This is a genomic window from Bradyrhizobium sp. SK17 (genome assembly GCF_002831585.1).
Classification (GTDB): domain Bacteria; phylum Pseudomonadota; class Alphaproteobacteria; order Rhizobiales; family Xanthobacteraceae; genus Bradyrhizobium.
This window is the reverse complement of record NZ_CP025113.1, coordinates 3,150,991-3,172,674: the sequence shown is the minus strand read 5'-3', so window position 1 is coordinate 3,172,674 and position 21,684 is coordinate 3,150,991. Positions and strand designations below refer to the sequence as shown.

The 21,684-nt window shown below is 64.7% G+C and carries 27 protein-coding genes, 1 tRNA gene and 1 pseudogene; 18 read left to right on the top strand and 11 right to left on the bottom strand.

Annotated features, from left to right (window positions below):
• Positions 1-14: 14 nt before the first annotated feature.
• The gene (locus tag CWS35_RS14820; RefSeq protein ID WP_100952321.1) at positions 15-542 is read right to left on the bottom strand and encodes a DUF4269 domain-containing protein; all 528 of its coding nucleotides are present in this window, start codon (positions 540-542) and stop codon (positions 15-17) included.
• A gap of 212 nt (positions 543-754) precedes the next feature.
• A complete protein-coding gene (locus tag CWS35_RS14815; protein ID WP_100952320.1) occupies positions 755-2,392 on the bottom strand; it encodes an isocitrate lyase in 1,638 nt (545 codons plus the stop codon).
• 145 nt (positions 2,393-2,537) lie between these two features.
• On the opposite strand from CWS35_RS14815, the gene CWS35_RS14810 reads away from it, so the two are divergent.
• Positions 2,538-3,977 (top strand): short-chain fatty acyl-CoA regulator family protein, encoded by a 1,440-nt coding sequence (locus CWS35_RS14810; protein ID WP_024580535.1) that lies wholly within the window; start codon positions 2,538-2,540, stop codon positions 3,975-3,977.
• A gap of 9 nt (positions 3,978-3,986) precedes the next feature.
• Here the strand turns inward: CWS35_RS14810 and serA are convergent.
• Positions 3,987-5,245: pseudogene (gene serA / locus CWS35_RS14805) on the bottom strand (phosphoglycerate dehydrogenase).
• A gap of 261 nt (positions 5,246-5,506) precedes the next feature.
• Positions 5,507-5,583, bottom strand: a tRNA-Pro gene (locus CWS35_RS14800).
• A gap of 70 nt (positions 5,584-5,653) precedes the next feature.
• Here CWS35_RS14800 and CWS35_RS14795 point away from each other — a divergent pair.
• The 4 genes from CWS35_RS14795 to CWS35_RS14780 are packed head-to-tail and all read left to right on the top strand — an operon-like array spanning position 5,654 to position 9,188.
• On the top strand, positions 5,654-6,646 hold the full coding sequence (locus CWS35_RS14795; protein ID WP_024580533.1) for an L-threonylcarbamoyladenylate synthase: 993 nt from the start codon (positions 5,654-5,656) through the stop codon (positions 6,644-6,646).
• 55 nt (positions 6,647-6,701) lie between these two features.
• Positions 6,702-8,129, top strand: a complete 1,428-nt coding sequence (locus CWS35_RS14790; protein WP_100952319.1) for an FAD-binding oxidoreductase — start codon at positions 6,702-6,704, stop codon at positions 8,127-8,129.
• Positions 8,126-8,587, top strand: coding sequence for a GNAT family acetyltransferase (locus CWS35_RS14785; RefSeq protein ID WP_100952318.1), 462 nt, complete (start codon positions 8,126-8,128; stop codon positions 8,585-8,587). Before CWS35_RS14790 ends, CWS35_RS14785 begins: the two co-directional genes overlap by 4 nt.
• 19 nt (positions 8,588-8,606) lie before the next feature.
• The gene (locus tag CWS35_RS14780; protein WP_100952317.1) at positions 8,607-9,188 is read left to right on the top strand and encodes a GDP-mannose pyrophosphatase; all 582 of its coding nucleotides are present in this window, start codon (positions 8,607-8,609) and stop codon (positions 9,186-9,188) included.
• Positions 9,189-9,478: 290 nt separating this feature from the next.
• Here CWS35_RS14780 and CWS35_RS14775 read toward each other — a convergent pair whose 3' ends face one another.
• Positions 9,479-9,919 carry a hypothetical protein gene (locus CWS35_RS14775; protein WP_100952316.1) on the bottom strand — a complete coding sequence of 147 codons (441 nt, stop codon included), beginning with the start codon at positions 9,917-9,919 and terminating at the stop codon, positions 9,479-9,481.
• Positions 9,920-10,161: 242 nt separating this feature from the next.
• Here CWS35_RS14775 and CWS35_RS14770 point away from each other — a divergent pair, with 242 nt between their 5' ends.
• Positions 10,162-10,416, top strand: coding sequence for a hypothetical protein (locus tag CWS35_RS14770; protein WP_024580528.1), 255 nt, complete (start codon positions 10,162-10,164; stop codon positions 10,414-10,416).
• Between the two features lie 321 nt (positions 10,417-10,737).
• Here the strand turns inward: CWS35_RS14770 and CWS35_RS14765 are convergent, their stop codons facing one another.
• Positions 10,738-11,211, bottom strand: coding sequence for a hypothetical protein (locus CWS35_RS14765; RefSeq protein WP_024580527.1), 474 nt, complete (start codon positions 11,209-11,211; stop codon positions 10,738-10,740).
• A gap of 113 nt (positions 11,212-11,324) precedes the next feature.
• Between CWS35_RS14765 and CWS35_RS14760 the strand changes: the two genes are divergently transcribed.
• Together CWS35_RS14760 and CWS35_RS14755 are read left to right on the top strand one after the other, a co-directional pair.
• On the top strand, positions 11,325-12,092 hold the full coding sequence (locus CWS35_RS14760; protein ID WP_024580526.1) for an SDR family NAD(P)-dependent oxidoreductase: 768 nt from the start codon (positions 11,325-11,327) through the stop codon (positions 12,090-12,092).
• Between the two features lie 169 nt (positions 12,093-12,261).
• Positions 12,262-12,522 (top strand): helix-turn-helix domain-containing protein, encoded by a 261-nt coding sequence (locus tag CWS35_RS14755; RefSeq protein ID WP_024580525.1) that lies wholly within the window; start codon positions 12,262-12,264, stop codon positions 12,520-12,522.
• 233 nt (positions 12,523-12,755) lie between these two features.
• Here CWS35_RS14755 and CWS35_RS14750 read toward each other — a convergent pair whose 3' ends face one another.
• Positions 12,756-13,718 carry a hypothetical protein gene (locus tag CWS35_RS14750; RefSeq protein ID WP_210202795.1) on the bottom strand — a complete coding sequence of 321 codons (963 nt, stop codon included), beginning with the start codon at positions 13,716-13,718 and terminating at the stop codon, positions 12,756-12,758.
• Positions 13,719-13,857: 139 nt separating this feature from the next.
• Here CWS35_RS14750 and CWS35_RS14745 point away from each other — a divergent pair, with 139 nt between their 5' ends.
• Positions 13,858-14,385 (top strand): collagen-like protein, encoded by a 528-nt coding sequence (locus CWS35_RS14745; protein WP_100952315.1) that lies wholly within the window; start codon positions 13,858-13,860, stop codon positions 14,383-14,385.
• Positions 14,386-14,459: 74 nt separating this feature from the next.
• Here CWS35_RS14745 and CWS35_RS14740 read toward each other — a convergent pair whose 3' ends face one another.
• Positions 14,460-14,687, bottom strand: coding sequence for a hypothetical protein (locus tag CWS35_RS14740; RefSeq protein WP_100952314.1), 228 nt, complete (start codon positions 14,685-14,687; stop codon positions 14,460-14,462).
• 87 nt (positions 14,688-14,774) lie between these two features.
• Positions 14,775-15,041, bottom strand: coding sequence for a DUF2277 domain-containing protein (locus CWS35_RS14735; protein ID WP_100956357.1), 267 nt, complete (start codon positions 15,039-15,041; stop codon positions 14,775-14,777).
• A 176-nt stretch (positions 15,042-15,217) separates the two neighbouring features.
• Here CWS35_RS14735 and CWS35_RS14730 point away from each other — a divergent pair, with 176 nt between their 5' ends.
• The gene (locus CWS35_RS14730; protein ID WP_024580520.1) at positions 15,218-15,463 is read left to right on the top strand and encodes a DUF2188 domain-containing protein; all 246 of its coding nucleotides are present in this window, start codon (positions 15,218-15,220) and stop codon (positions 15,461-15,463) included.
• Between the two features lie 5 nt (positions 15,464-15,468).
• Here CWS35_RS14730 and CWS35_RS14725 read toward each other — a convergent pair whose 3' ends face one another.
• Positions 15,469-16,158 carry a helix-turn-helix transcriptional regulator gene (locus tag CWS35_RS14725; RefSeq protein WP_245438966.1) on the bottom strand — a complete coding sequence of 230 codons (690 nt, stop codon included), beginning with the start codon at positions 16,156-16,158 and terminating at the stop codon, positions 15,469-15,471.
• Between the two features lie 139 nt (positions 16,159-16,297).
• Between CWS35_RS14725 and CWS35_RS14720 the strand changes: the two genes are divergently transcribed.
• From CWS35_RS14720 to CWS35_RS14685, 8 genes are all read left to right on the top strand, one after another.
• Positions 16,298-16,699 (top strand): nuclear transport factor 2 family protein, encoded by a 402-nt coding sequence (locus CWS35_RS14720; protein ID WP_245438964.1) that lies wholly within the window; start codon positions 16,298-16,300, stop codon positions 16,697-16,699.
• A gap of 110 nt (positions 16,700-16,809) precedes the next feature.
• Positions 16,810-17,871, top strand: coding sequence for an alpha/beta fold hydrolase (locus CWS35_RS14715; protein WP_100952311.1), 1,062 nt, complete (start codon positions 16,810-16,812; stop codon positions 17,869-17,871).
• Positions 17,872-17,975: 104 nt separating this feature from the next.
• The gene (locus CWS35_RS14710) at positions 17,976-18,572 is read left to right on the top strand and encodes a hypothetical protein (protein WP_100952310.1); all 597 of its coding nucleotides are present in this window, start codon (positions 17,976-17,978) and stop codon (positions 18,570-18,572) included.
• Between the two features lie 9 nt (positions 18,573-18,581).
• Positions 18,582-19,130 carry a hypothetical protein gene (locus CWS35_RS14705; protein ID WP_157817146.1) on the top strand — a complete coding sequence of 183 codons (549 nt, stop codon included), beginning with the start codon at positions 18,582-18,584 and terminating at the stop codon, positions 19,128-19,130.
• A 50-nt stretch (positions 19,131-19,180) separates the two neighbouring features.
• A complete protein-coding gene (locus tag CWS35_RS14700; RefSeq protein WP_024580514.1) occupies positions 19,181-19,528 on the top strand; it encodes an MmcQ/YjbR family DNA-binding protein in 348 nt (115 codons plus the stop codon).
• Between the two features lie 158 nt (positions 19,529-19,686).
• Positions 19,687-20,040: a hypothetical protein gene (locus CWS35_RS14695; protein WP_100952309.1), complete on the top strand. Its 354-nt coding sequence runs from the start codon at positions 19,687-19,689 to the stop codon at positions 20,038-20,040.
• A gap of 43 nt (positions 20,041-20,083) precedes the next feature.
• Positions 20,084-20,497, top strand: coding sequence for a DoxX family protein (locus CWS35_RS14690; RefSeq protein ID WP_100952308.1), 414 nt, complete (start codon positions 20,084-20,086; stop codon positions 20,495-20,497).
• A 183-nt stretch (positions 20,498-20,680) separates the two neighbouring features.
• A complete protein-coding gene (locus CWS35_RS14685) occupies positions 20,681-21,091 on the top strand; it encodes a hypothetical protein (protein WP_024580511.1) in 411 nt (136 codons plus the stop codon).
• A gap of 93 nt (positions 21,092-21,184) precedes the next feature.
• On the opposite strand, the gene bfr is transcribed toward CWS35_RS14685, so the two are convergent.
• The gene (gene bfr, locus CWS35_RS14680) at positions 21,185-21,673 is read right to left on the bottom strand and encodes a bacterioferritin (protein ID WP_100956355.1); all 489 of its coding nucleotides are present in this window, start codon (positions 21,671-21,673) and stop codon (positions 21,185-21,187) included.
• Between the last annotated feature and the right edge of the window lie 11 nt (positions 21,674-21,684).

The window sequence follows — 21,684 nt, the reverse complement described above, 5'->3', positions numbered from 1 at the left end:
TCATAGACCGGTGATCAGGCGAGATCGCATGCCGCGATCCGCGCGCGCAACGCGGCGTCGGTGGCGGCCGCAAGCTCAAGCAGTCCGCGGTAGGGATCGCCCGATATCCCGAGCACGGCGGCGAACGCAGGCTCGGTCTTGAGGCCACCTGCCCTCAATCTGCTGACGGCTCGCCGCAGCCGTCCGTCGTCCAGCGCAAGCAGCCGCCGTTCGACATCGAAATGGATCCAGCCCGGCTGCCGGTCGACCGGGCGGTGGTCACCGAACAGTTCGAATGGCCAACCGTCCCACATGAAGCGGGCAATCACCGGCCGCGTGTCCGAGGTCCATCGGTAGAGCGCAAAATCGGCGGCTGATCGATAGTGGGTCCAGATGATCTCGGCGAACGCGTCGGGATCGAACGCATGACAGACGATATCGATGTCGCTGCCCGGCACGGCCAGGTCGAGCGGCAGCGTTCCGACGACGCGTGGATCGAACGGCTTGAGCCGCTCCATCACGGCAGAGCTGGCGACGGCGGATGTGTAGTGCCCGACATTCATCGCGTGGCGTACCCTCGAATTGGCAAGGTATCATGCGCATGTCGAATGCGTGAACCTCCACACATGCGCCGGGTCTTGAGGGAAGGGTATGCAAACGCAACGGGGCGGCCCCGACCGTGTCAGCATGGTCGAAACCGCCCCGCCCAAAAAGAAACAGGCGGGACTGCCGCGCAATCCCGCCTGTCCGCCGATATCTTGATCCGTTCGGGCGATTAGCCGAACTGGTTCATCGTGTTGTGGGCGCCGCCCGCCTTGAGGGCAGCCTCACCGGCGAAGTACTCCTTGTGATCGTCGCCGATGTCCGAGCCCGCCATGTTCTGATGCTTGGCGCAGGCGATGCCCTGACGGATCTCCGCGCGCTGCACGTTCTTGACATAGCCCAGCATGCCCTGCTCGCCGAAATACTCCTTCGCGAGGTTGTCGGTCGACAGCGCCGCCGTGTGATAGGTCGGCAACGTGATCAGATGGTGGAAGATGCCGGCGCGCTTGGCCGAATCCGCCTGGAAGGTACGGATGCGCTCGTCGGCTTCGATCGCCAGCGGCGTCTCGTCGTATTCCGGCTTCATCAGCTCGGCACGGTTGTACTTGCTGACGTCCTTGCCGGCTTCCTTCATCGCGTCGTAGACCTGCCAACGGAAGTTGATGGTCCAGTTGAACGACGGCGAGTTGTTGTAGGCCAGCTTGGCGTTCGGAATGACCTTGCGGATGCGGTCGACCATCGAGGCGATCTGCTCGATATGCGGCTTCTCGGTCTCGATCCACAACAGGTCGGCGCCGTTCTGCAGCGAGGTGATGCAGTCGAGCACGCAGCGATCCGCACCGGTGCCGGGACGGAACTGGTAGAGGTTGCTGGGCAGACGCTTCGGACGCATCATCTTGCCGTTCTGGTTGATGATGACGTCGCCGTTGCGCGCATTGGCGGCCGTCACTTCCTCGCAATCCAGGAAGCTGTTGTACTGGTCGCCGAGGTCGCCGGGCTTGTGGCTGACTGCGATCTGCTGGGTCAGGCCGGCGCCGAGCGAGTCGGTGCGGGTCACGATGACGCCGTCCTCGACGCCGAGCTCGAGGAACGCATGGCGGCAGGCGCGGATCTTGGCGATGAACACCTCATGCGGCACGGTGACCTTGCCATCCTGGTGACCGCACTGCTTCTCGTCCGAGACCTGGTTCTCGATCTGCAAGGCGCAGGCGCCCGCCTCGATCATCTTCTTGGCGAGCAGATAGGTCGCCTCGGCGTTGCCGAAGCCGGCGTCGATGTCGGCGATGACGGGCACGACGTGGGTCTGGAAGTTGTCGATCTTCTCGATCAGCGCCTTTTCCTTGGCCTTGTCGCCTTCCTTGCGGGCCGCATCGAGCGCGCGGAAGATATCGTTCAGTTCGCGGGAATCCGCCTGACGCAGGAAGGTGTAGAGCTCTTCGATCAGCGCCGGCACCGAGGTCTTCTCGTGCATCGACTGGTCGGGCAGCGGGCCGAACTCGGAGCGCAGCGCGGCGATCATCCAGCCCGAGAGATAGAGGTAGCGGCGATCGGTGTTGCCGAAGTGCTTCTTGACCGAGATCAGCTTCTGCTGCGCGATGAAGCCGTGCCAGCAGCCGAGCGACTGGGTGTACTTGGTGCTGTCGGCGTCATAGGCGGCCATGTCGGCGCGCATCAGCGCAGCCGTGTAACGGGCGACGTCCAGACCGGTCTTGAAGCGGTTCTGCAGGCGCATGCGCGCCACGGCCTCGGCGGTAACGCCGTTCCAGGTGTCCTTGGTCTTGAGCAGCGCTTCGGCCGCCTCAAGCTCGCTCTGATAGGAAGCCGGTCCCTGGATGGCCCGGTCGCTGATCCCGCGCGGTTGGAAGTTCATGTCCGTGATCCCTTCGGTGACGAAATAACTGGGCTCTTTTGTAAGCCCAGTCTCGCCGGGAGCTAGACCTGGCGCGGAAAACTTGTCATAACTTACAAGAAACTATTGTATTGTTGTAAGAATCTTACAATCGATGGATTAGGCGATGGCAACCTCAAGCGCCCGTTCCGTTTTCATGGGGCCCCGGCTGCGCCGGCTGCGGCGCGATCTCGGGCTGACCCAGGCCGACATGGCAGCCGATCTGGAGATCTCCGCCCCCTATGTCGCGCTGCTGGAACGCAATCAGCGGCCGGTGACCGCCGACATGCTGCTTCGCCTCGCCCGCACCTACAAGATCGATCTGGCCGATCTCGCCGGCGACGGCGGCGCCGATCACACCGCGCGCATGCAGTCGATCCTGAAGGAACCGATGTTCGCCGACATCGACATCCCCGCGCTCGAGGTCAGCGACCTCGCGGTCAGCTATCCCGGCATGACCGAGGCGTTCCTGCGCCTCTACACCGCCTATCGCGAGGAACAGCTGGCGCTGGCGGAGCGAAGCGCGCCGGACCTCGCAGGCGGCGCGTCCTTTCCGGGGCAGGAGAATTTCGACGCCAATGATCCGGTCGCGGAGGTCAGGCGGTTCCTCGCCGCGCGGCGCAACAATTTCGCCAATCTCGACGACGCAGCCGAACGCCTCGTCCACGAGCCGGCCGGCCCGGCCGGATTTATCGAGCGACTGCGCGAGCGTCACAAGCTCCAGGTCCGCTATCTGCCGCCCAACGTCATGCTCGGCTCGATCCGGCGGCTGGACATGCACCGCAGGCAATTGCTGCTCGAGGACTCGCTCGACACCGCGGGCCTCAACTTTCAATTGGCCAAGCAGCTCGCCTATCTCGAACTCGAAGACGAGATCAGCGCGGCGGTGGAGGACGGCAAGTTCACCAGCAAGAGCGCCGAGTTGCTGGCACGCCGCGCGCTCGGCGCCTACGCGGCGGCCGCGCTGATCATGCCGTACTCCGTGTTCGCAAAGGCAGTCGAGGCGCGTCGCTACGATCTGGAAGCACTGGCGCGCCAGTTCGGCACCAGCTTCGAGCAGACGGCGCACCGTGTCACGACCCTGCAGCGGCCGGGTCTCGAGAAGGTGCCGTTCTTCCTGATCCGCGTCGATCCGGCCGGCAACATCTCCAAGCTGCTCGACGGCGCCGGCTTCCCGTTCGCCAAGCATGGCGGCGCGTGCCCGCTATGGTCGGTGCACGGCATCTTCAAGACGCCGCGCCAGATCGTGACGCAATGGCTGGAATTGCCCGACGGACAGCGCTTCTTCTCGATCGCCCGCACCGTGACCGCCGGCGGCGGCGCGTTCGGCGCCATCCGGGTCGAGCGCGCGATCGCGATCGGCTGCGCAGCGGAGCATGCGAGCCAGCTGATCTACACGCGCGAGGGACAGGGGCCGAACGCCGAAGAGCCCACACCGATCGGCGTCGCCTGCCGCGTCTGCCATCGTCCGCGATGCGCGGCGCGATCGGCGCCGCCGATCGGGCGCGAGATCCTTCCCGACGATTTCAGAACCTCGAGCGTCCCGTTCGGCTTCTCGGCGGACTGACCTGCTCGATCACCCCTGCGGCCGGTTCTGGTCGTACAGCACCCGGGCGCGGATGGTGCCGTCGATGGCCCTCAGATCGGCGAGCAGCGCCTCGCCCTCGCCGCCCACCACGTCGGTCTCCAGCACGACGTAGCCGACCTCCGGGTCGGTCTGTAGATACTGCGCCAGGATGTTGATGCCGTGCCGGGAGAGCGCGTCGTTGACCTGGCGCATGACGCCGGGAACGTTGCGGTGAACATGGATGAACCGGGTGCCGGTCGGTCGCGCCGGCAATTGCACCTGTGGAAAATTGACTGCGCCGAAGGTCGAGCCGACATCGGAATAGTCGATCAACTTGCGCGCCACCTCGCCGCCGATGCGATCCTGCGCTTCCTCCGTCGAGCCGCCGACATGCGGCGTCAGGATGACGTTGGGCAGTCCCTGCAACGGCGAGACGAAGCGCGCCTCGTTCGACACCGGCTCGACCGGAAACACATCGACCGCCGCGCCCGCCAGCCGGCCCTCACGCAAGGCACTCGCCAGCGCGTCGAGATCGACCACCGTGCCGCGTGAGTTGTTGATCAGATACGCCTCGGGCTTCATCAGCCGAAGCTGGGCCGCGCCGATCATGTTGGCGGTCGCCGGCGTCTCCGGCACGTGCAGCGAGACGACATCGCTGGCCGCGAGCAGTTCGTCGAGCGTGTCGACCGGCTCGGTGTTGCCGTGACGCAGCTTGTCGGTGTGATCGAAATAGATCACGCGCATGCCCATCGCTTCCGCGAGGTTCGACAGCTGCGAGCCGATATTGCCGTAGCCGACGATGCCGAGCGTCTTGCCGCGCACCTCGCGGCTGCCGTCGGCGGACTTGTCCCAACCGCCGGCATGCGCGGAGACCGACCGCGGAAAGATCCGGCGGAACAGCATCACGATTTCAGCGATGGTCAGCTCGGCCACGCTGCGCGTGTTGGAGTATGGCGCATTGAAGACCGGGATCCCGAGCTTTCGCGCGGCATCGAGATCGACCTGGTTGGTGCCGACCGAGAAGCACCCGACGACCAGCAGGCGGTCGGCGGCATCAAGAATCTCCGCGGTCAATTGGGTCCGCGAGCGAATGCCCAGCATATGGACCCCGACAGCGCCTGCCTGAGCTCCGCGGGTCCCAGCGCCTTAGGCAGGCGTTGCAGCTCGGTGTAGCCGTTCGCCTCGAACATCCGGACCGCGGAATCGTTCACGCCCTCCAGCAACAGGACGCGTATCTTGGTTTTGGGAAGCGACAGCATCATCGATATCCAGATTTGCAGGGGTCAGGGCCAATTCCGCGCGAGTGCAGTTTCGCGCCGGTCAGGCGACAATATAGAGGACAATTGCGTCGGAGACCGCCGGCTTGCCCCGGCCGTCTGGCACAATCCGCATAGCCGTCCTGCCCCGATGTCCCGAAAGGAAACCGTTACCGCGAGCCACGAAAGACGTGCGACACCGCTCGGCGGCCAAGACCGCGGCCGTCAACTTGACCGGGGACGGGAATGAGAGGAAAAAACCCTCGGGGAAGATGGTCGGAGTGGCAGGATTCGAACCTGCGACCCCTGCGTCCCGAACGCAGTGCTCTACCGGGCTGAGCCACACTCCGACTAAGAGGCCCGGCTTATAGCGTCGGGTTTCGGGGACCGCAAGGCACCGAATTGAGGAATCTAGTCACAGTGGAAACAGGCCTGAAAACGCACGTTCTGCCCGCCGGCGCGGCCGCCACGGCCACCGCCGCCGGGGTTTTGGCCGAGGGCGGCCTCGTGGCGTTTCCGACCGAGACGGTTTATGGCCTTGGCGCTGATGCCGGCAATGCGGCCGCGATCGCCCGGCTCTACCAGGCCAAGGGCCGCCCGGCCTTCAATCCGCTGATCGCCCATGTCGCCGATCTCGGCGCGGCGCGCCGAATCGCCCTGTTCGACGGCCAGGCCCTGCGGCTCGCGGAGGCATTCTGGCCCGGTCCGCTGACCCTGGTGCTGCCCAAGGCGCTGTCCTGCCCGGTCGCGGAACTGGCGACCGCCGGCCTCGATACGGTCGCGATACGGATCCCGGCCCACAAGGTGGCGCGCGACATCATCAAGGCGTTCGGCGGTGCCGTGGTGGCGCCGTCGGCCAATCTCTCCGGCCATGTCTCGCCGACCACCGCCGAGCATGTGAACGGCGATCTGGCGGGCCGAATCGACCTGATCGTCGATGGCGGCCCGGTCGAAGTCGGCGTCGAATCGACCATCGTCGGCTGCTTCTCCGATCCGGTGCTGCTGCGGCCCGGCGGGCTGACCCGCGCCGAGATCGAGCATGTGCTCGGCCATGCCTTGCAATCACCGCCGCAGGACGCCGAGGCCGACGGCCAGCCGGTCGCCCCCGGCATGCTCGCCTCGCATTACGCGCCGCGGACACCGGTCCGGCTCAATGCCAGCGACGTCCATGTCGGCGAGGCCTTGTTGGCATTCGGCTCAGGCAAGGTGGCACGGCGCGAATCCGCCTCCGTGGTCATGAACCTGTCCGAGCGCGGCGATCTCGCCGAGGCCGCCGCCAATCTGTTCGGCTACCTTCGCACGCTCGACAAGAGAAATGCGGATGCTATCGCCGTGATGCCCATTCCCGAGGACGGGCTGGGCGAGGCCATCAATGACCGGCTGCGCCGCGCAGCGGTTGGACGGGAAGCATGACCCGGCAAGGTCATGCTGAAACAAAGCTCCCGATCAAGTGAAAGACCAAGAAAAAATGAACATCGTCCAATCAGCGGTGCCGCCGCTTCCGCCCGAATTGCTTGCAAAGTTCCGCGCCGTCGTCGGCGACAAATATGCGGTGACCGACGCCGCCGACATCAAGCCTTACGTCACCGAGGAGCGCGACCTGTTCCACGGCCGCTCGCTGCTGGTGCTGCGCCCGGGCTCGACCACTGAGGTCGCCGCGATCTGCAAGCTGGCGAACGAGCACCGGATCGCGCTGGTGCCGCAGGGCGGCAACACCGGCCTGGTCGGCGGCCAGACCCCGCACAATGGCGAGGTGGTGGTGTCGCTGCGGCGGCTCGACAAGATCCGCGACATCGACGTCGAATCCAACACCATGACCTGCGAGGCCGGCGTGGTGCTGCAAATCGCGCAGCAGAAGGCGGCCGACGTCGACCGGCTGTTCCCGCTGTCGCTCGGCGCGGAAGGCAGTTGCACCATCGGCGGCAACCTCTCGACCAATGCCGGCGGCACCGCGGCACTCGCCTATGGCGTAGCCCGCGAGATGGCGATTGGGCTCGAGGTCGTGCTGGCCGACGGCCGCGTGCTCAACGCGCTGACCAAGCTGAAGAAGGACAACACCGGCTACAACCTGCACAACCTCTTCATCGGTGCCGAGGGCACGCTCGGCATCATCACCGCGGCGACCTTGAAGCTGTTTCCGCGGCCGCGCGCGGTCGAGACCGCCTATGTCGGCCTGAAATCGCCGGCAGCCGCGCTCAAGCTGCTGTCGATCTCGCGCAACGAGGCCGCCGGTGCGCTGACGAGCTTCGAACTGCTCGCCGACATCGCGGTCGACTTCTCGATCCGACACGGCATCGACATCCGCGATCCCCTGACCAGCAAGCACCCCTGGTACGTGCTGATGGAGCTGTCGTCGTCGCGCGACGATGCGCGCGACACGCTGGAGGCGATCCTTGCCCAGGGCATGGAAGACGGCATCGTCGACGACGCCGTCATCGCCGCCAATCTGAGCCAGCGCCAGGCGTTCTGGAAGCTGCGCGACGAGATGTCGGCGGCGCAGAAGCCGGAAGGCGGCTCGATCAAGCACGACATCTCGGTGCCGGTCGCGGCGGTGCCCGCCTTCATCGCGGAGGCCAATGCGGCGGTCGTCAAGCTGATCCCGGGCGCAAGGCCGGTGCCGTTCGGCCATCTCGGCGACGGCAACATCCACTACAATGTCAGCCAGCCGGTCGGCGGCAACGCGGCCGACTTCCTGGCGCGCTGGCACGACATGAATGCCGTGGTGTTCGAGATCGTGTTGCGCATGGGCGGCTCGATCTCGGCCGAGCACGGCATCGGCGTGCTGAAGCGCGATGAACTGCCCGACGTCAAGGACAAGGTCGCAATCGAGCTGATGCGCTCCATCAAGGCGATGCTCGATCCGCACGGCATCATGAATCCGGGCAAGGTGCTGTGACCGTGCAGGCGACAGTGCCCTCTCCCTCCCTCGCCATCGCACCAATCGCCGACGCCGACATCCCTGACGTCGTCGCGCTGTGGCAGGCCTGCGGCCTGACGCGGCCATGGAACGATCCCGCTTCCGACATTGCGCTGGCACGGCGAGGACCGAGTTCGACGGTGCTGGTCGGTCGCGACGCCGGCGCGATCGTGGCGACCGCGATGGTCGGCCACGACGGCCATCGCGGCTGGGTCTATTACGTCGCGGTCGATCCGAGCAGCCAGGGCAAGGGCCTTGGCCGCGTCATGATGACCGCGGTCGAGGACTGGCTGCGCGCCGCCGGCGTGCCGAAGCTGCAATTGCTGGTGCGGCGCGAGAACGCCAAGGCCGGCGCGTTCTATCAGTCGCTCGGCTACGAGGAATCCACCTCGGTGATGCTGGCAAAATGGCTCGATGGCCGCGAAGCCACGCCGTGATCGAATTGAGGATTGACGCATGAGCATCGCCGACCGCGTCCGCGTCAAGGACGTCGAGCTGCTTTCGAAGCGCCGCTACGAGCTGAAGAGCGCGACAATCGACTACCGCCGCAGCAATGGCGAATGGCAGACCCAGGTGCGCGAGGTCTACGACCGCGGCAATGGCGCGGTGCTGCTGCCCTACAATCTGAAGGCCGGCACGGTGGTGCTGGTGCGCCAGTTCCGCTACCCGGCCTTCGCCAACGGCTATGACGATCTGCTGATCGAGGCCGCCGCCGGCATGCTCGACGATGCCGCGCCTGAGGAACGCATTCGCGCCGAGGCCGAGGAAGAGATCGGCTACCGCCTCGAACACGTGCGCAAGGTGTTCGAAGCGTTCATGACGCCGGGCGCGGTGACCGAGAAGCTGCATTTCTTCGTAGCCGAATACGACGCCGCGATGCGCATCGGTGACGGCGGCGGGCTCGCCGACGAGGGCGAGGACATCGAGGTGCTGGAGCTTGCGATCGACGACGCCCTCGCCATGATCGGCGACGGCCGCATCGTCGATGCCAAGACCATCATGCTGCTGCAATACGCAGCGCTGCATCTGTTCAGGTAGGTCCGCCGCGGTCACTCGCAGGGCGACACGTTGCCAAAATGTCGAAAACAACCCCATGCAAAGCAGCCGGCTATGGCCGGCGCTCGACTTGACACGTCGGGCAACTCACGGATACACTTCTAATATTCCGAAATCACGCAGACGCGCTGACCCCCAGCCCCGTCATCCTGAGGAGCGCGTCTTCGCGCGTCTCGAAGGATGCGCGGCCCGGCTGGTCGCCGATTCATCCATCGAGGCTCGCCGAAGAGGCTCGCACCTCAGAATGACGGGGATAGATTGAACGAAGCGCGCTACCGCATCGTGATCGCAAGACCGCTCAGATCGGCGTTGGCCATCAGGCCGACCTGGTGGCCGGTCAATTCGAGCACCGCACCCTTTTGATTGGTGAGCACGATCGCACGGGCACCGCGGCCGATGGCGAGCCCCGCGCCCGCCGCGCCGTAGACGCCGGCAACGTCGGACGGACGATTGATGTTGCTGACGCGGCCGCGCAGCACGGTCTTGGAGCCGCCGAACACCAGGCCGTAATCGAGACCACCGGTCGAGAGCGGATATGAGCGGCCGCGGAAAGTCAGGACGCCGCTGCCGCCGGAGCCTCCGATGATCCATCCGGCCTTGTAGATCGTGAGCTTGACGAAGCCGCTATCGGCACGCGCCGCGGACGAGCAAGCAAACCCCGTGAACGCCATCAACGCGACCAGCGCGGCGCGAAGGGTGGACGAAAGCTTCATGCGCAGTCTCCCCAGGAATGTCTCACTCACGATGCGGATGCGAATCGCAACCCGCCGACTGTAGCAAGCGCTCGCCACGACGCAATTTGAGACAGCGGTCGCCGTTCACTCGCATGGTTTCGGTGCAACCCGGATTGAACCAGTTCCCGAGACGGCAACACTCACAGCATGTCCGGGGTGATCGGCCCCAGAGCTCCACGATTGCCGCGGAGCATTCACTTTTTTCGAACCGGAGATTTCCCATGCGCCGTCTTGCGATCGCCTGCGCCGCCTTTGCCGCGACCGTGTCCGTGCTTGCCGTGGCAAGCCCCGCCAGCGCCACGCCCTATCACCTGATCCGCTGGCAGGACACCGGCTTCTGCCAGATCTGGGACCAGAGCATCCCGACCGCGCCGTGGCCGGCGGACTACGCCGTGGTCAGCGAGGAGCTGCCGACCTTCGAGGCCGCGTTCAGCTACAAGACCGGCCTGCTGAACAACGGCACCTGCTCGTTCTAACACCTGATGAGATAGGTCGAGTTGGAACGGCATCGAAAGTTCACCTCTCCTTTGGGAGAGGTCGATTTGCGCAGCAAATCGGGTGAGGGGTTGCGGTCTATCGAGAGAGCAAGAGCCCTCACCCGGATTGCACTGGACGATGCTTCGCATCGCCAGGCGCAATCCGACCTCTCCCCGGCGGGGAGAGGTGAACCGAGACCGAGCCAAGCCGATTCAACCAAGACTCGTCCCGCTCCAGGCGATCGCCGACCACACGCAGGGACGTCACGCCGCAACGACGCGTCATTCGCCTTGTGCTGTCAGACGCAACGCGATCGAGCATCAGTGATGCTTGATCAAGGCATCGCGCGCGGCGGCGAGCTCGAGGAACGCCGCGCCGTTGCCGCCGCCGTCGGGATGCACCGTCTTGGCGGCGCGCTTGAACGCCTGATGGACTTCGGTCGCTGCGAGCCGGCGGCCGAACGGCAGGCCGAGCAATTGCCGGTGGCGCTCCTCCTCGGTCAACGCCTTCGGCGTCAGGCCACGCCGTCCGAAGCGCGGCGCGGACAATGTGTGCAGCGCATCGGCGACGATACCAAGACGGCGCAGCGACATCGACCGGGTCCTGCGGTCCGCCGATTTCAGGGCCGCCTGACGCAGGATCGGCAGCACCTGTGCGGCCGCATGCCGCAGCGTCTCATCAATATCGGTCACAGCGATCTCCGCGACCAGTTTGGCGATCTCGCGATAATCGGGATCCGGCGCAGTGCAGAAGCGCTCGATCGCAACTTTCCAGTGTCTGATATGCGGGTCCATTTTGTCATCCGAATCTGGATGACAGCAACGCACAAACTCGGCTTGGCGTTTCGCTTGGCGCAGTTTTGAATAGTGTTGTCGGCAACACTCCCAAATCAGAACAAGGAAACGCTATGGCTCTTCTCGACAATCACATCGCCGTCATCACCGGGGCAGGCTCGGGCATCGGGCGCGCCATCGCACTGGGCTACGGTCGCGAGGGAGCGCGCGTGGTGCTGCTCGACATGAACGGCGATGCGGCAGCGGAGGCGGCCAGGGAGATCCGCGACGCCGGCGGCAAGGCGGAGAGCTTTGCGCTCGATGTGACCGATCGCGACGCCTGCATCGCGATGGCGAAGCAGATCGCCGACAAGGTCGGACCGGTCTCGATCCTGGTCAACAATGCCGGCATTGCGCGCCGCAACGGCATGCTCGGCACCGAGGAGGCCGTGATCAAGGATTGGGAAGACATCATCTCGATCAACCTCACCGGCGTCTTCAACGTGACGCATTCCTTCCTGGCGCCGCTGCGCAAGAACAAGGGGCGCATCGTCAACATCGGTTCGATCCAGTCCTTCGTGCATCTGCGCACGCCGAGTTCGCCGGCCTACACCGCTTCCAAGCACGGTGTGCTCGGCTTCACCAAGGCGCTGGCCGCCGAGCTCGGCAAGGACGGCGTGCGCGTCAATGCGATCGGCCCCGGCTTCATCGAGACACCGCTGAACGAGAAGGTGCGCGCCACCAATCCGGACCTCGTGAAGGTCTTCATGGACCACACTCCGCTTGGCCGCGCCGGCAAGCCGGAGGACATCGTCGGGCCCGCGATCTTCCTCGCCTCGGACCTCTCGGCCTATGTCTCGGGATCGATCGTGATGGTCGATGGCGGTTACCGGACCCTGTGACGGATGGAACCGCAATCGTGGCGATTTCTGGGTATTTTGCTTACAAAGCATGGAGTTAGCGCGGCGTTAAGGACTTGTTAACCAAACCGGCACACCGTGGATTTACGGGGTAGTTGGTTCTCGATGTCTCCGCCTCATCGACGAGGCGGGCGTTGATCGGGAGGAGTTCATGTCTTACGCGTCCACCGTACCGTCGCCGGAAGCTCTGCTGCCGTCGCTGGCTCCCAATGAAATCGTCCCATTGCTGATCGGCGCTACCGTCGACGAAGTCGAGCGGGAACTGGTGCTGCAAACGCTCGCACGCTGCGACGGCAACCGCACCCGCGCCGCGCGCGTGCTCGGGCTCTCGGTCCGGACCTTGCGGAACAAGATCCGCGAATATTCCGCCGAAGGCATCGACGTGCCGCACTACGAGCACGCCGCGGCATAGCGGCTCCAAAGCGGGATGAGTTCTGGTTGAGTCGGCTCGGCGCAGCCTTGATTCACCTCTCCCCGTCGGGGAGAGGTCGGGTTGCGCTTGGCGATGCGAAGCATCGTCCAGTGCAATCCGGGTCAGGGCTCTTGCGCTCTCGATTGACCGTCACCCGGCGCTGCGCGCCGACCTCCCCCAAGGGAGAGGTGAATTTCCGTCGCCGATTTAGCTCAGCCCGATCTCATCAGGCCCTAGATTGGCAGGTCGATCGCAAGGCGCCGCCAGCGCGTCAACAACGCGCGATCATCGTCACCGAGGCAGCGAGCGAGATGCACCTCGCTCGCTGCACGCAGCGTCTTGGCTGTCAACGCGGTCGCATAGTCCCAATAGCCGCGCCGATCGTTCGGATCGGCTGCGACCAGGGACTTGGCCAGGATCTCGATGTAGATCGCCGTGACGGCCTTGTGCCAGAGCTTGCCGGCGCCCGTCTCCATGATGGGTGCGCCGGTCCGCGCTCGCCACATCAGCCAGTAATTCTCTTCGCCACCTGCCCATTGCGATGACGGCAGCAATGGATCGAGACATGGCGACCGGCACACGAGCGGCCGCATCGTCTGCACGCCGCAGAATACCGAATAATCGAGGCCGTCGTACCAGCTCACGCGGAGCAATCTGCGGATCTCGGCCTGCGCGTTCGCCGCGAGCTGCCGGCGACCTGTCCGTTCCAGATCGTCGATGATGACCTCAAGATGATCATGATCGAATGGCTCGACCTCGAGCACCACGCCGATGTTGCGCGGAAACAGCGCGTCGAGCATCTCGACGATCGCGCGGTAGAAGGCCCGCGCCAGTCCGCGGCCGCGCCACGCCGCGCCGATTCCGACATGGTTGCAATAGATCAGGTCGCTTGCGTGATCGTAGGTGAAGAAGCCGAGCCCGACCGCGCGCTCTGCGGCGCGCAGGATGAAGCAGCGCGAGTCCAAGCGATGTGACATCGCGCGGTCGCCGACATTGAAGTGCCTGATCCCGCCGACATCATCCGACAACAGCCAGCGCAGCATGTCGTCCGGACTGTCGCGCTCGCTCGCTGGAAACAGCTCGGCGTAGAGATCGAGCACGCCCGTGTCACGAAAACTCGCTTCGTCGCGCACGTCGCGGCGCGTCACCACGATGTCGAGCGGCTCGCCCACGGCCACGCCGCATCTGTCGTTCAAGACCCGCAAGACGTCCTCCGCTGTCATAATGCCCATGGAATTATGACTGTTGATCGCTTGCGTCGGTGCCGACAGGCAGAATTGAAGCCGTCGTCCAACCTCTGTTACAAGCGGCTTCAAATCGCGACGGAGCAAATCAGTGGCTGACGAGACAGTTTCCCGCCAGGGGTCACGAGGGGCGCAGGGGCCGCAGGGCCGTCAGGGCGAGCCGGGAAAACCGGGACCGCAGGGACATCCGGGGCGGCCGGGGCCGGAAGGCGCGCGCGGCAAGCCGGGTCCGCAGGGCAAGGTGGGCGCGGTCGGCAAGGCAGGCCCCCAGGGCAAGCCGGGCGCGCAAGGCAAGGCCGGCGTACAGGGTCCGCGCGGCGAGGCGGGTGCACAGGGACCGCAAGGTCCGGCCGGCCCGCGCGGGGAAGCCGGCCCGCCCGGCCAGTTGCCCTCGATCGAGCAGGTGATGCCTTGGCTGCACATGATCTTCGACGCCTGGGAAGACCACAAGCGCACCAAGGAGCGTGAGGCCGCCGAGCTGGCCGAACGCGATGCCGCCGAGCGCGCGGCAGCGGAAGCGATCGCCCTCGATGTCGACGCGATCGACTTCGCTGATGATGAGAACGAAGACGGCGATCACAAGAAAAAGAAGAAGCACCGCAAGAAGGACAAGAAGTAACCCTTCCTGTCATCGCGCGATGACGCGGCCAGTCAGGTCCACGTCATCGCGGGCCGGCACGTTGCGTCCGACGCTCACCGCTCGCCGCCTGGATTGGCCGGAGGGTCAGACGGCCCAACGAGATGCATCAGCTGAAAGACCCAGCGCATCGCGTAGTACCAGGCGACGCCTGCAAACGTCCCGCACGCCGACAGGATCGTGACATTGGCACAGTCGATCGTGCCGCTCGACCACAGCATGCCGCAGGTCCAGAGAACCGCGAACGCAATCGCGCTGGGGATGAGCAGGACGGCAGGCTTCACGGGGTTTGCTCCGGGATCGGGGTGAAGGCAGATGATGCCCCGGAGCGCGGCGCCGAACCGTGACCTGCATCACGGAATGCGCCGATCTCAGCCGAATCGCAGGCGCGAACGTTCCCTCGCCTTCTCCGCCTCGACCTCGCGATCGCGGGACGGCGCGGTGGTCTGCAATGAGACCAGCAGCTTGCGCGCGGCGTCCGAGACCTCGATCACGGCGAGGTTGAAGGCGGCCTCATTGGACTGCGACGGCTTGTTGAAGCCGGATAGTTTGCGCACGAACTGCAACGCCGAGGCTTGGATCTCGTCCTCGGTGGCGGGCGGCTCGAAGTTGAACAGCGTCTTGATATTGCGGCACATGGCGGTCTCCCTCGCCCGCAGCAACCGGGCGGCTGTCTCGATGTTTGCGCATGATCTTCTCGGAAAACCGGCTTCCACTTTTCCGGATCATGCTCAAGGACGATCGGCTGCTGCAAAATACGACATCGTGGTCTATTCTGGCAGCCTCATCGTCCACGGCGGAAGCGAGGTTCCGGATGAGCCACGTGATCTACAAGGTTGTCCAGCACGACGGCGGTTGGGCCTATACCGTCAACGGGGTGTTCTCGGAACCGTTTCCCACCCATGCCGCGGCACTTGCCGCCGCCAGACGCGCGGCCAACGAGCAACGCGTTCCCGGCCGCACCGAGGCAATCCAGTATGAGACCCCGGACGGCAAATGGCTGACCGAGACGGCCTCCGGCAACGACCGTCCGGAAACCGAGGTCGAGGACGGCCGCTAGCGGCTTCAGAACGGAACCTGCACGCCGAGCCGATCGAAGAAGGCGCGCCCCCGGTCGGTGATCCGCAGCGCGCGCGGAATCCGATGCGGCGCAACGCCGCGCATCTCCACGAGCCGCGCCAGCACGGCATTGGCAAACGGGCCGGCGAGATGCGGCACCCGTTCGGTCCAGTCGTTGCAAAGCCGCAGATGCGGCTGCCGCGCCGGATCGAACTCGATCGCTTCGGCGCGGCACCAGGCCAGCCCCTGCTCGGTCACGCGACCATCGCGGCCATCGATGATGACGAGCCGGCGGCGGATCAGCGCATTCGACAGCAGCACCCCGAGCTGACCCGCAAGGTGATGGTAGCAGGTGCGCGACTGCCTGAGCTGCTCGGCCGGCATCGCACGCTTGCGCCCGCCAACGGCTTTGGCCGCAAGGTCGACCAGGTTCTCGATCAGCGCGGCGACATCGTCGTCCCTGATCCGGTAGTATCTGAACCTGCCTTGCGCCCACACCGACAGCACGCGTGCGTCGACCAGCTTCTGCAAATGCGCGCTGGCGCCTTGCGGCGAAATGCCGGCGACCGCGGCAAGCTCACCCGCGGGGAGCGCCTTGCCGTCGGCCAGCGCGCTGACCATGGCCTCGCGCACCGGATCGCCCAAGGCCTCGGCGATCCGCGAAAATCCGGTCTGCACGGATTGGGATGACCCCACCGCTATCGTCCTCCATGGCGGACTGAAACGTCTACGCGCATTCGCAACATTGCGAAACTCATTTCAGATTTTCCTGAAACGTCGCGAGCACGTCTTCCGATCAAATCGGCGGCAGTCGACGACATGCAAGGAAACGATCATGACAGCAAACGGCAACGACGCGGAACGCATCTACCGGCTCTGGGACGAGGCTCTCGGCAACAAGGACCTCGAAGCGGCGCTGGCGCTCTACGCCCCGGACGCCTCGATCGAGAGCCCGCTGGTGCAGCATCTGATGCGGACCAGGGATGGGATCGTGCAGGGTCGGGAGGCGCTGCGCGAATTCATCACGCGCGTGTTCCGCACCAATCCGCCGCAACGGCGGCGGTTCAAGCAGGGCTTCTTCAGCGACGGCCGGATCCTCACCTGGGAATATCCGCGCCAGGCCCCTGATGGCGACCAGATGGATCTCGTCGAGGTGATGGACATCCAGCACGGCCTGATCCAGCGCCACCGCGTCTATTGGGGTTGGTATGCGCTCGATGTCCTGAAGGCGAGTTAGCCGGACACATCTGCGCCAGCGCGCAGAGCTGCTCTCGGACAGCAGCCTGCGTCATGCTAGGCTTGCAGCGACGCGGCTGGACAAGGGCGCCGCGCGTGGGGAGAAGCAGCATGATCCGTCTGTGCGCGGCGCTTGTGGCCGCTCTCGTCTCGATGTCGGTATCGGCCATGGCCGCAGATTATCCCGCGCCACAGGATGGCGAGTGGATCGCAAAGGACTTCAAGTTCCACAGCGGCGAGGTGATGCCGGAACTGCGGCTGCACTACACCACGGTCGGCGCGCCGACCGGGCAGCCGGTGCTGGTGCTGCACGGTTCCGGCGGCTCGGCCGCCAGCATGCTGACGCCGGCCTTTGCCGGCGAGTTGTTCGGACCGGGGCAACCGCTCGACGCGTCGAAATACTTCATCATCATTCCCGACGGCATCGGGCACGGCAAATCGTCAAAGCCGTCGGACGCGATGCGGACGAGCTTTCCGAAGTACGACTACAACGACATGGTCGACGCGCAATACCGGCTCGTTACCGAAGGGCTCGGCATCAAGCATCTGCGGCTCGTGATCGGCAATTCGATGGGCGGCATGCATACCTGGATCTGGGGCGTACGCTATCCGCAGATGATGGACGTGCTGGTGCCGATGGCCTCACAGCCGACCGCGATGGCGGCGCGCAACTGGATCCTGCGGCGGGCGATGCTGGAGACGATCCGCAACGATCCCGACTACAATGGCGGCAACTATGCGAGCCAGCCGCGGATGATGAAATACGCCATCGCGGCCTATCGCTTCGCCAGCGCCGGCGGCACGCTCGGCTATCAGACGCAGGCACCGACCGCGGCGCAGGCCGACAGGCTGGTCGACGAGCAACTGGCGCTACCGGTCACCGCCGACGCCAACGACTACATCTATCAATGGGAGGCCTCGCACGACTACGATCCGTCGGCCGGCATGGAGAAGATTGAGGCCACCCTGCTTGCGATCAACGCGGCCGACGACGAGCGCAATCCACCGGAGACCGGCGTCACCGAGGCAGCGGTCAAGCGGATCAAGAACGGCAGGATCTACCTGATCCCGGCAAGCAGCGAGACGCGCGGCCATCTCACGACCGGCGACGCCAAATTCTACTCCGGTCAATTGCAGGAGTTGCTGCGAGTGACGCCGCAGCGGGCGATGTAGCCGAGACGCGCAGTCGACACTTATTCGTCTTGTGGTTGTCTCCAAATCAACTATATCTTGGATATTGTACGATCATTGCCTTGCAGCCGCGTTTCGGAGCGACGATGCCCGGCATTTCCAAAGACCAGGTTGCCCAGAACAGTCCATTTTCGATTGCCGATCTGGACGCCATGATTGCCGCTGGACGCCTGTCCACCGAGACCGCCGCCGACGGCACGGAGCTGGTCGATCCGGTCGCGGTGGCGCGATTGGCCGATCTCAAGGAAGCAGAGCGGCAGAACGATGGTTTGACGCGAGAGGTCGCGGCTCTCAGGCTGGCGTTGGCGCGTCCGCAGGACCGGGCCGTTCCGTGGCTGGCGCTTGGCGTTGCAGCCTTCGGAGCGGGGATCGCGATCATTCAGATCATGAATGCGATCGACTTCTATCGAACCAACAATGATTACAAGATGCAGTCGGACTATACCGACTTCTTCCGTCCCGTCATCGACGCCCCGCCCGAGAAGATGCAGTCCTACGCCGGACTGTACGACGCGAAGTTTTCCAACATCTACGATCTCTACCGGCACGGCGGCATTTCCGTGGAATCCTGGCGCGCAATCGCGACCCAGGCTTGTCCGAAGTTTCGCAAGGAGGGCTTCGCGCTCAGTGGCGTCAAGCTGCCGGCCGTCGAAAAGATATGCGATCAGACCAACATACCGTAGGAGGCGACAATGCTGGTGCGAAGGATGGCGGCTCTCGCAATCATCGTGGTTGCCTGCTGCACGGGCGCTCACCGGATCGCGCTCGCCGACGCCCTGGACGATGTGATCACGAAGGGAAGGCAAGCCGATCAGGACAGGCAGGTCGCCCAACCGATCTCAAACCTGGCGCGAGCCAACTGCGCCGCCGGCAACGGCGTACTTGGCGGGATCGCCGAACAGAATCCGGAAGCGGTCCGGCGCGCGCTCAATTCGGCAAAAGAAGGATACGACTCCGCCTACAAGATTCTGGTCGATCAGGCTGGATCGCGTGCGTTCAAGCAGCCTTTCGACCAGACCAGGTTGCGGAACCTGCAGAAATACACCAGCACCGACCTGAGCAAGATCGTGACCCGCGAGGACCTGCTGCGCAGGATCGCCGCGATCGTCAAGCAATCGAGCGAGGCGCTGGAGCGGATCCAGTCCGGCAAGCCGGAGAAGGACGACCTTGCGCTGGTGATCGCGAACTCCACGGAGATCACGCGCCTGATCGCGGCATTCTACGATCTGACCGGCGTGTGACGGTCTGCGGCACGTGATAGGCTGCGCCGACGAGACCGATGTTGGCGACCATGTCCGCAAATCGCTTCCGCCGCGCCGCACTGAGCCTGCCCGATGTGGTTGAAGGCACCCATCACGGCACCGCCGATTTCCGCGTCGGCAAACGCATCTTCGCGACGCTCGGCTATCCCGACAAGGCATGGGGCATGGTGAAGCTGACGCCCGAACAGCAGGCTGTCGTGGTCGAGGCCGAACCGGAAATCTTCCGGCCGGTGCCGGGCGGCTGGGGCAAGGGCGGCAGCACCAATGTCCGCCTCGCCAAGGCCGATCAGGTCACGCTGCGCAGCGCGCTCGCGATGGCGCGGGACAACATCGCGGCGAAGCCCGTGAAGAAGACCCGGGCGAACAAGCCATCCTGAGCACTGCGATCCCGCACTGCATCAAGATGGCGCCACGCTGCTTCGCTCATTCTTTGAGCATGCATCGCGCGCACGGTTCGTGCCTAATCGCGCCAACGCCGGATTCGCGCAACGCGACCTTGCGCGCGTCACACGCGAGGATTTCGCGGAGGAACGGGATGCGAAGGCTCACGCATATCGTGGTGCTTGCGTGGCTCGCCATGCTGGCGGGCGCCGCGCTGGCGTTCGACAACGGCCAATACGACAACGTGCCGCCCGATATCCGCGCCTGGTTCAAGAGCGTGATCGCGCCCAACGGCGTGCCGTGCTGCGACATCTCCGATGGCCATCGCACCAATTACGACGTTCGCAACGGCGCCTATTGGGTGCCGATCGAGGGCGAATGGATAATGGTGCCGGAGCGCGCCGTGATCCGCGACCGCGGCAATCCGGTCGGCGAGGCCGTCGTGTGGTACGTGCACCACGGCGGCAACATCATCATCAGTTGCTTTGTACCTGCTGATGCAGTTTAGGTTCCGCGTGTCGACGCGTTGAGCCTGTGTTAGCCCTCTCACCATGCCCGAACCCTCAGACGAACGTTTTCGTGCCGTCCTGCGCTGGATCCTCGCGGCGATCTATATCGCTGCCGGCCTGGCGCATCTCTGGGTCCCTGAAAAACTGTTGGCCATTACGCCGTCTTGGGTGCCGTTCGCACCAACCGTGATTTTGGCCACTGGGATTTGCGAGATCGCCGGCGCTGTGGCGCTGGTGGCAGGGCCGTTGCGCCGATGGGCGGGCATCGGGCTCGCGGCATATGCGATTTGCGTTTGGCCGGCGAATTTCAAGCATGCGATCGACGGCATCGAGCTGCCTTACATCAGCAACAGCTGGCTCTATCACGGACCGAGGCTGGCGTTTCAGCCGGTCCTGATCTGGTGGGCGCTCTATTGCGCAGGCGTGATCGACTGGCCTTGGCGAAAAGCAAAATAGGTGTGCTGGCGTGAGAATTCCATGCGCCCACAACGCCCACCTGAAGCGGGGTCGCGCGAACTTGGAAAATATGCCCCCTGTTAACCTTACTTTTTAACCAATAGTTAAGGATGAGTTTGCGGGCGCAACGCGGCGCGGCCTAGCGTCCGCACAATGCTCCGTAACCGCGAGTTGGTGCGTGCCATGAGCTATCGAACAAATGGGGCGCTGATGGCGTCCCTTGGCGTTGCAGCACTGCTGCTTGCTTCCCCGACCGAGACCTATGCGAGATCCGGAACCGCGGCGCGCGGCACGTTTTCCTCGCACCATCCAGGCTTCCGCCATCATGTGCGCGTGCCCGGCATCGTGTTGCCGGGGACCGGCGGATATTACGACGACGCGCTGGCCGCCGCTCCCGTTGCCGAAGTCCCGGCGCCGGCGTCCAACGACGTGCGCTACACCTACACCCAGGACGTGCCCTGGGACTGGGCGCACCGCTATCCGCCGGCCGTGGTGCCGTCGGACCGCCCCTATGTATCGAGCTGTCCCACCGAGAGCGTCACGGTGCCCGGACGCGGCGGCGACCGCACCGTCAACATCACGCGCTGCTACTGACGACCGGCTCGATCCCGACAGCAAAAACAAAAGAGGCCGCCCGCAAGGACGGCCTCTCGTAGTTCGGGCGCCGCGCTACGCGCGCCAGGCCGATCAGGATTCCTCGCCCTTCAGATGGCCGACGTGCTTCTGGGTGTAGAGCTCAAGGCCGATGCGCTTGATCAGGTCGAGCTGGGTCTCGAGGAAGTCGATGTGGTCTTCCTCGTCCTTCATCAGTCTCTCGAACAGGTCGCGGCTGACGTAGTCCTTGACGCCGTGGCTGTAGGTCGCCGCCTCCTGATAGAGCGTGCGCGCGCCGATCTCGGCCGCGAGGTCGCACTCGATGATCTCCTTGACGTTCTGGCCGATCTTCAGCGGATCGAGCACCTGAAGGTTCGGGAAGCCGTCGAGAAACAGGATGCGGTCGACGAACTTGTCGGCGTGCTCCATCTCCTCGATGGATTCCTTGCGCCAGACCTTGGCCATCTCCAGCAGGCCCCAATTGTTGAGCATCCGGTAGTGCAGCCAGTACTGATTGATGGCGGTCAGTTCGCTGCGCAGCCCCTTGTTCAGATAATCGATGACCTTCGGGTCGCCTTGCATGATCCACTCCA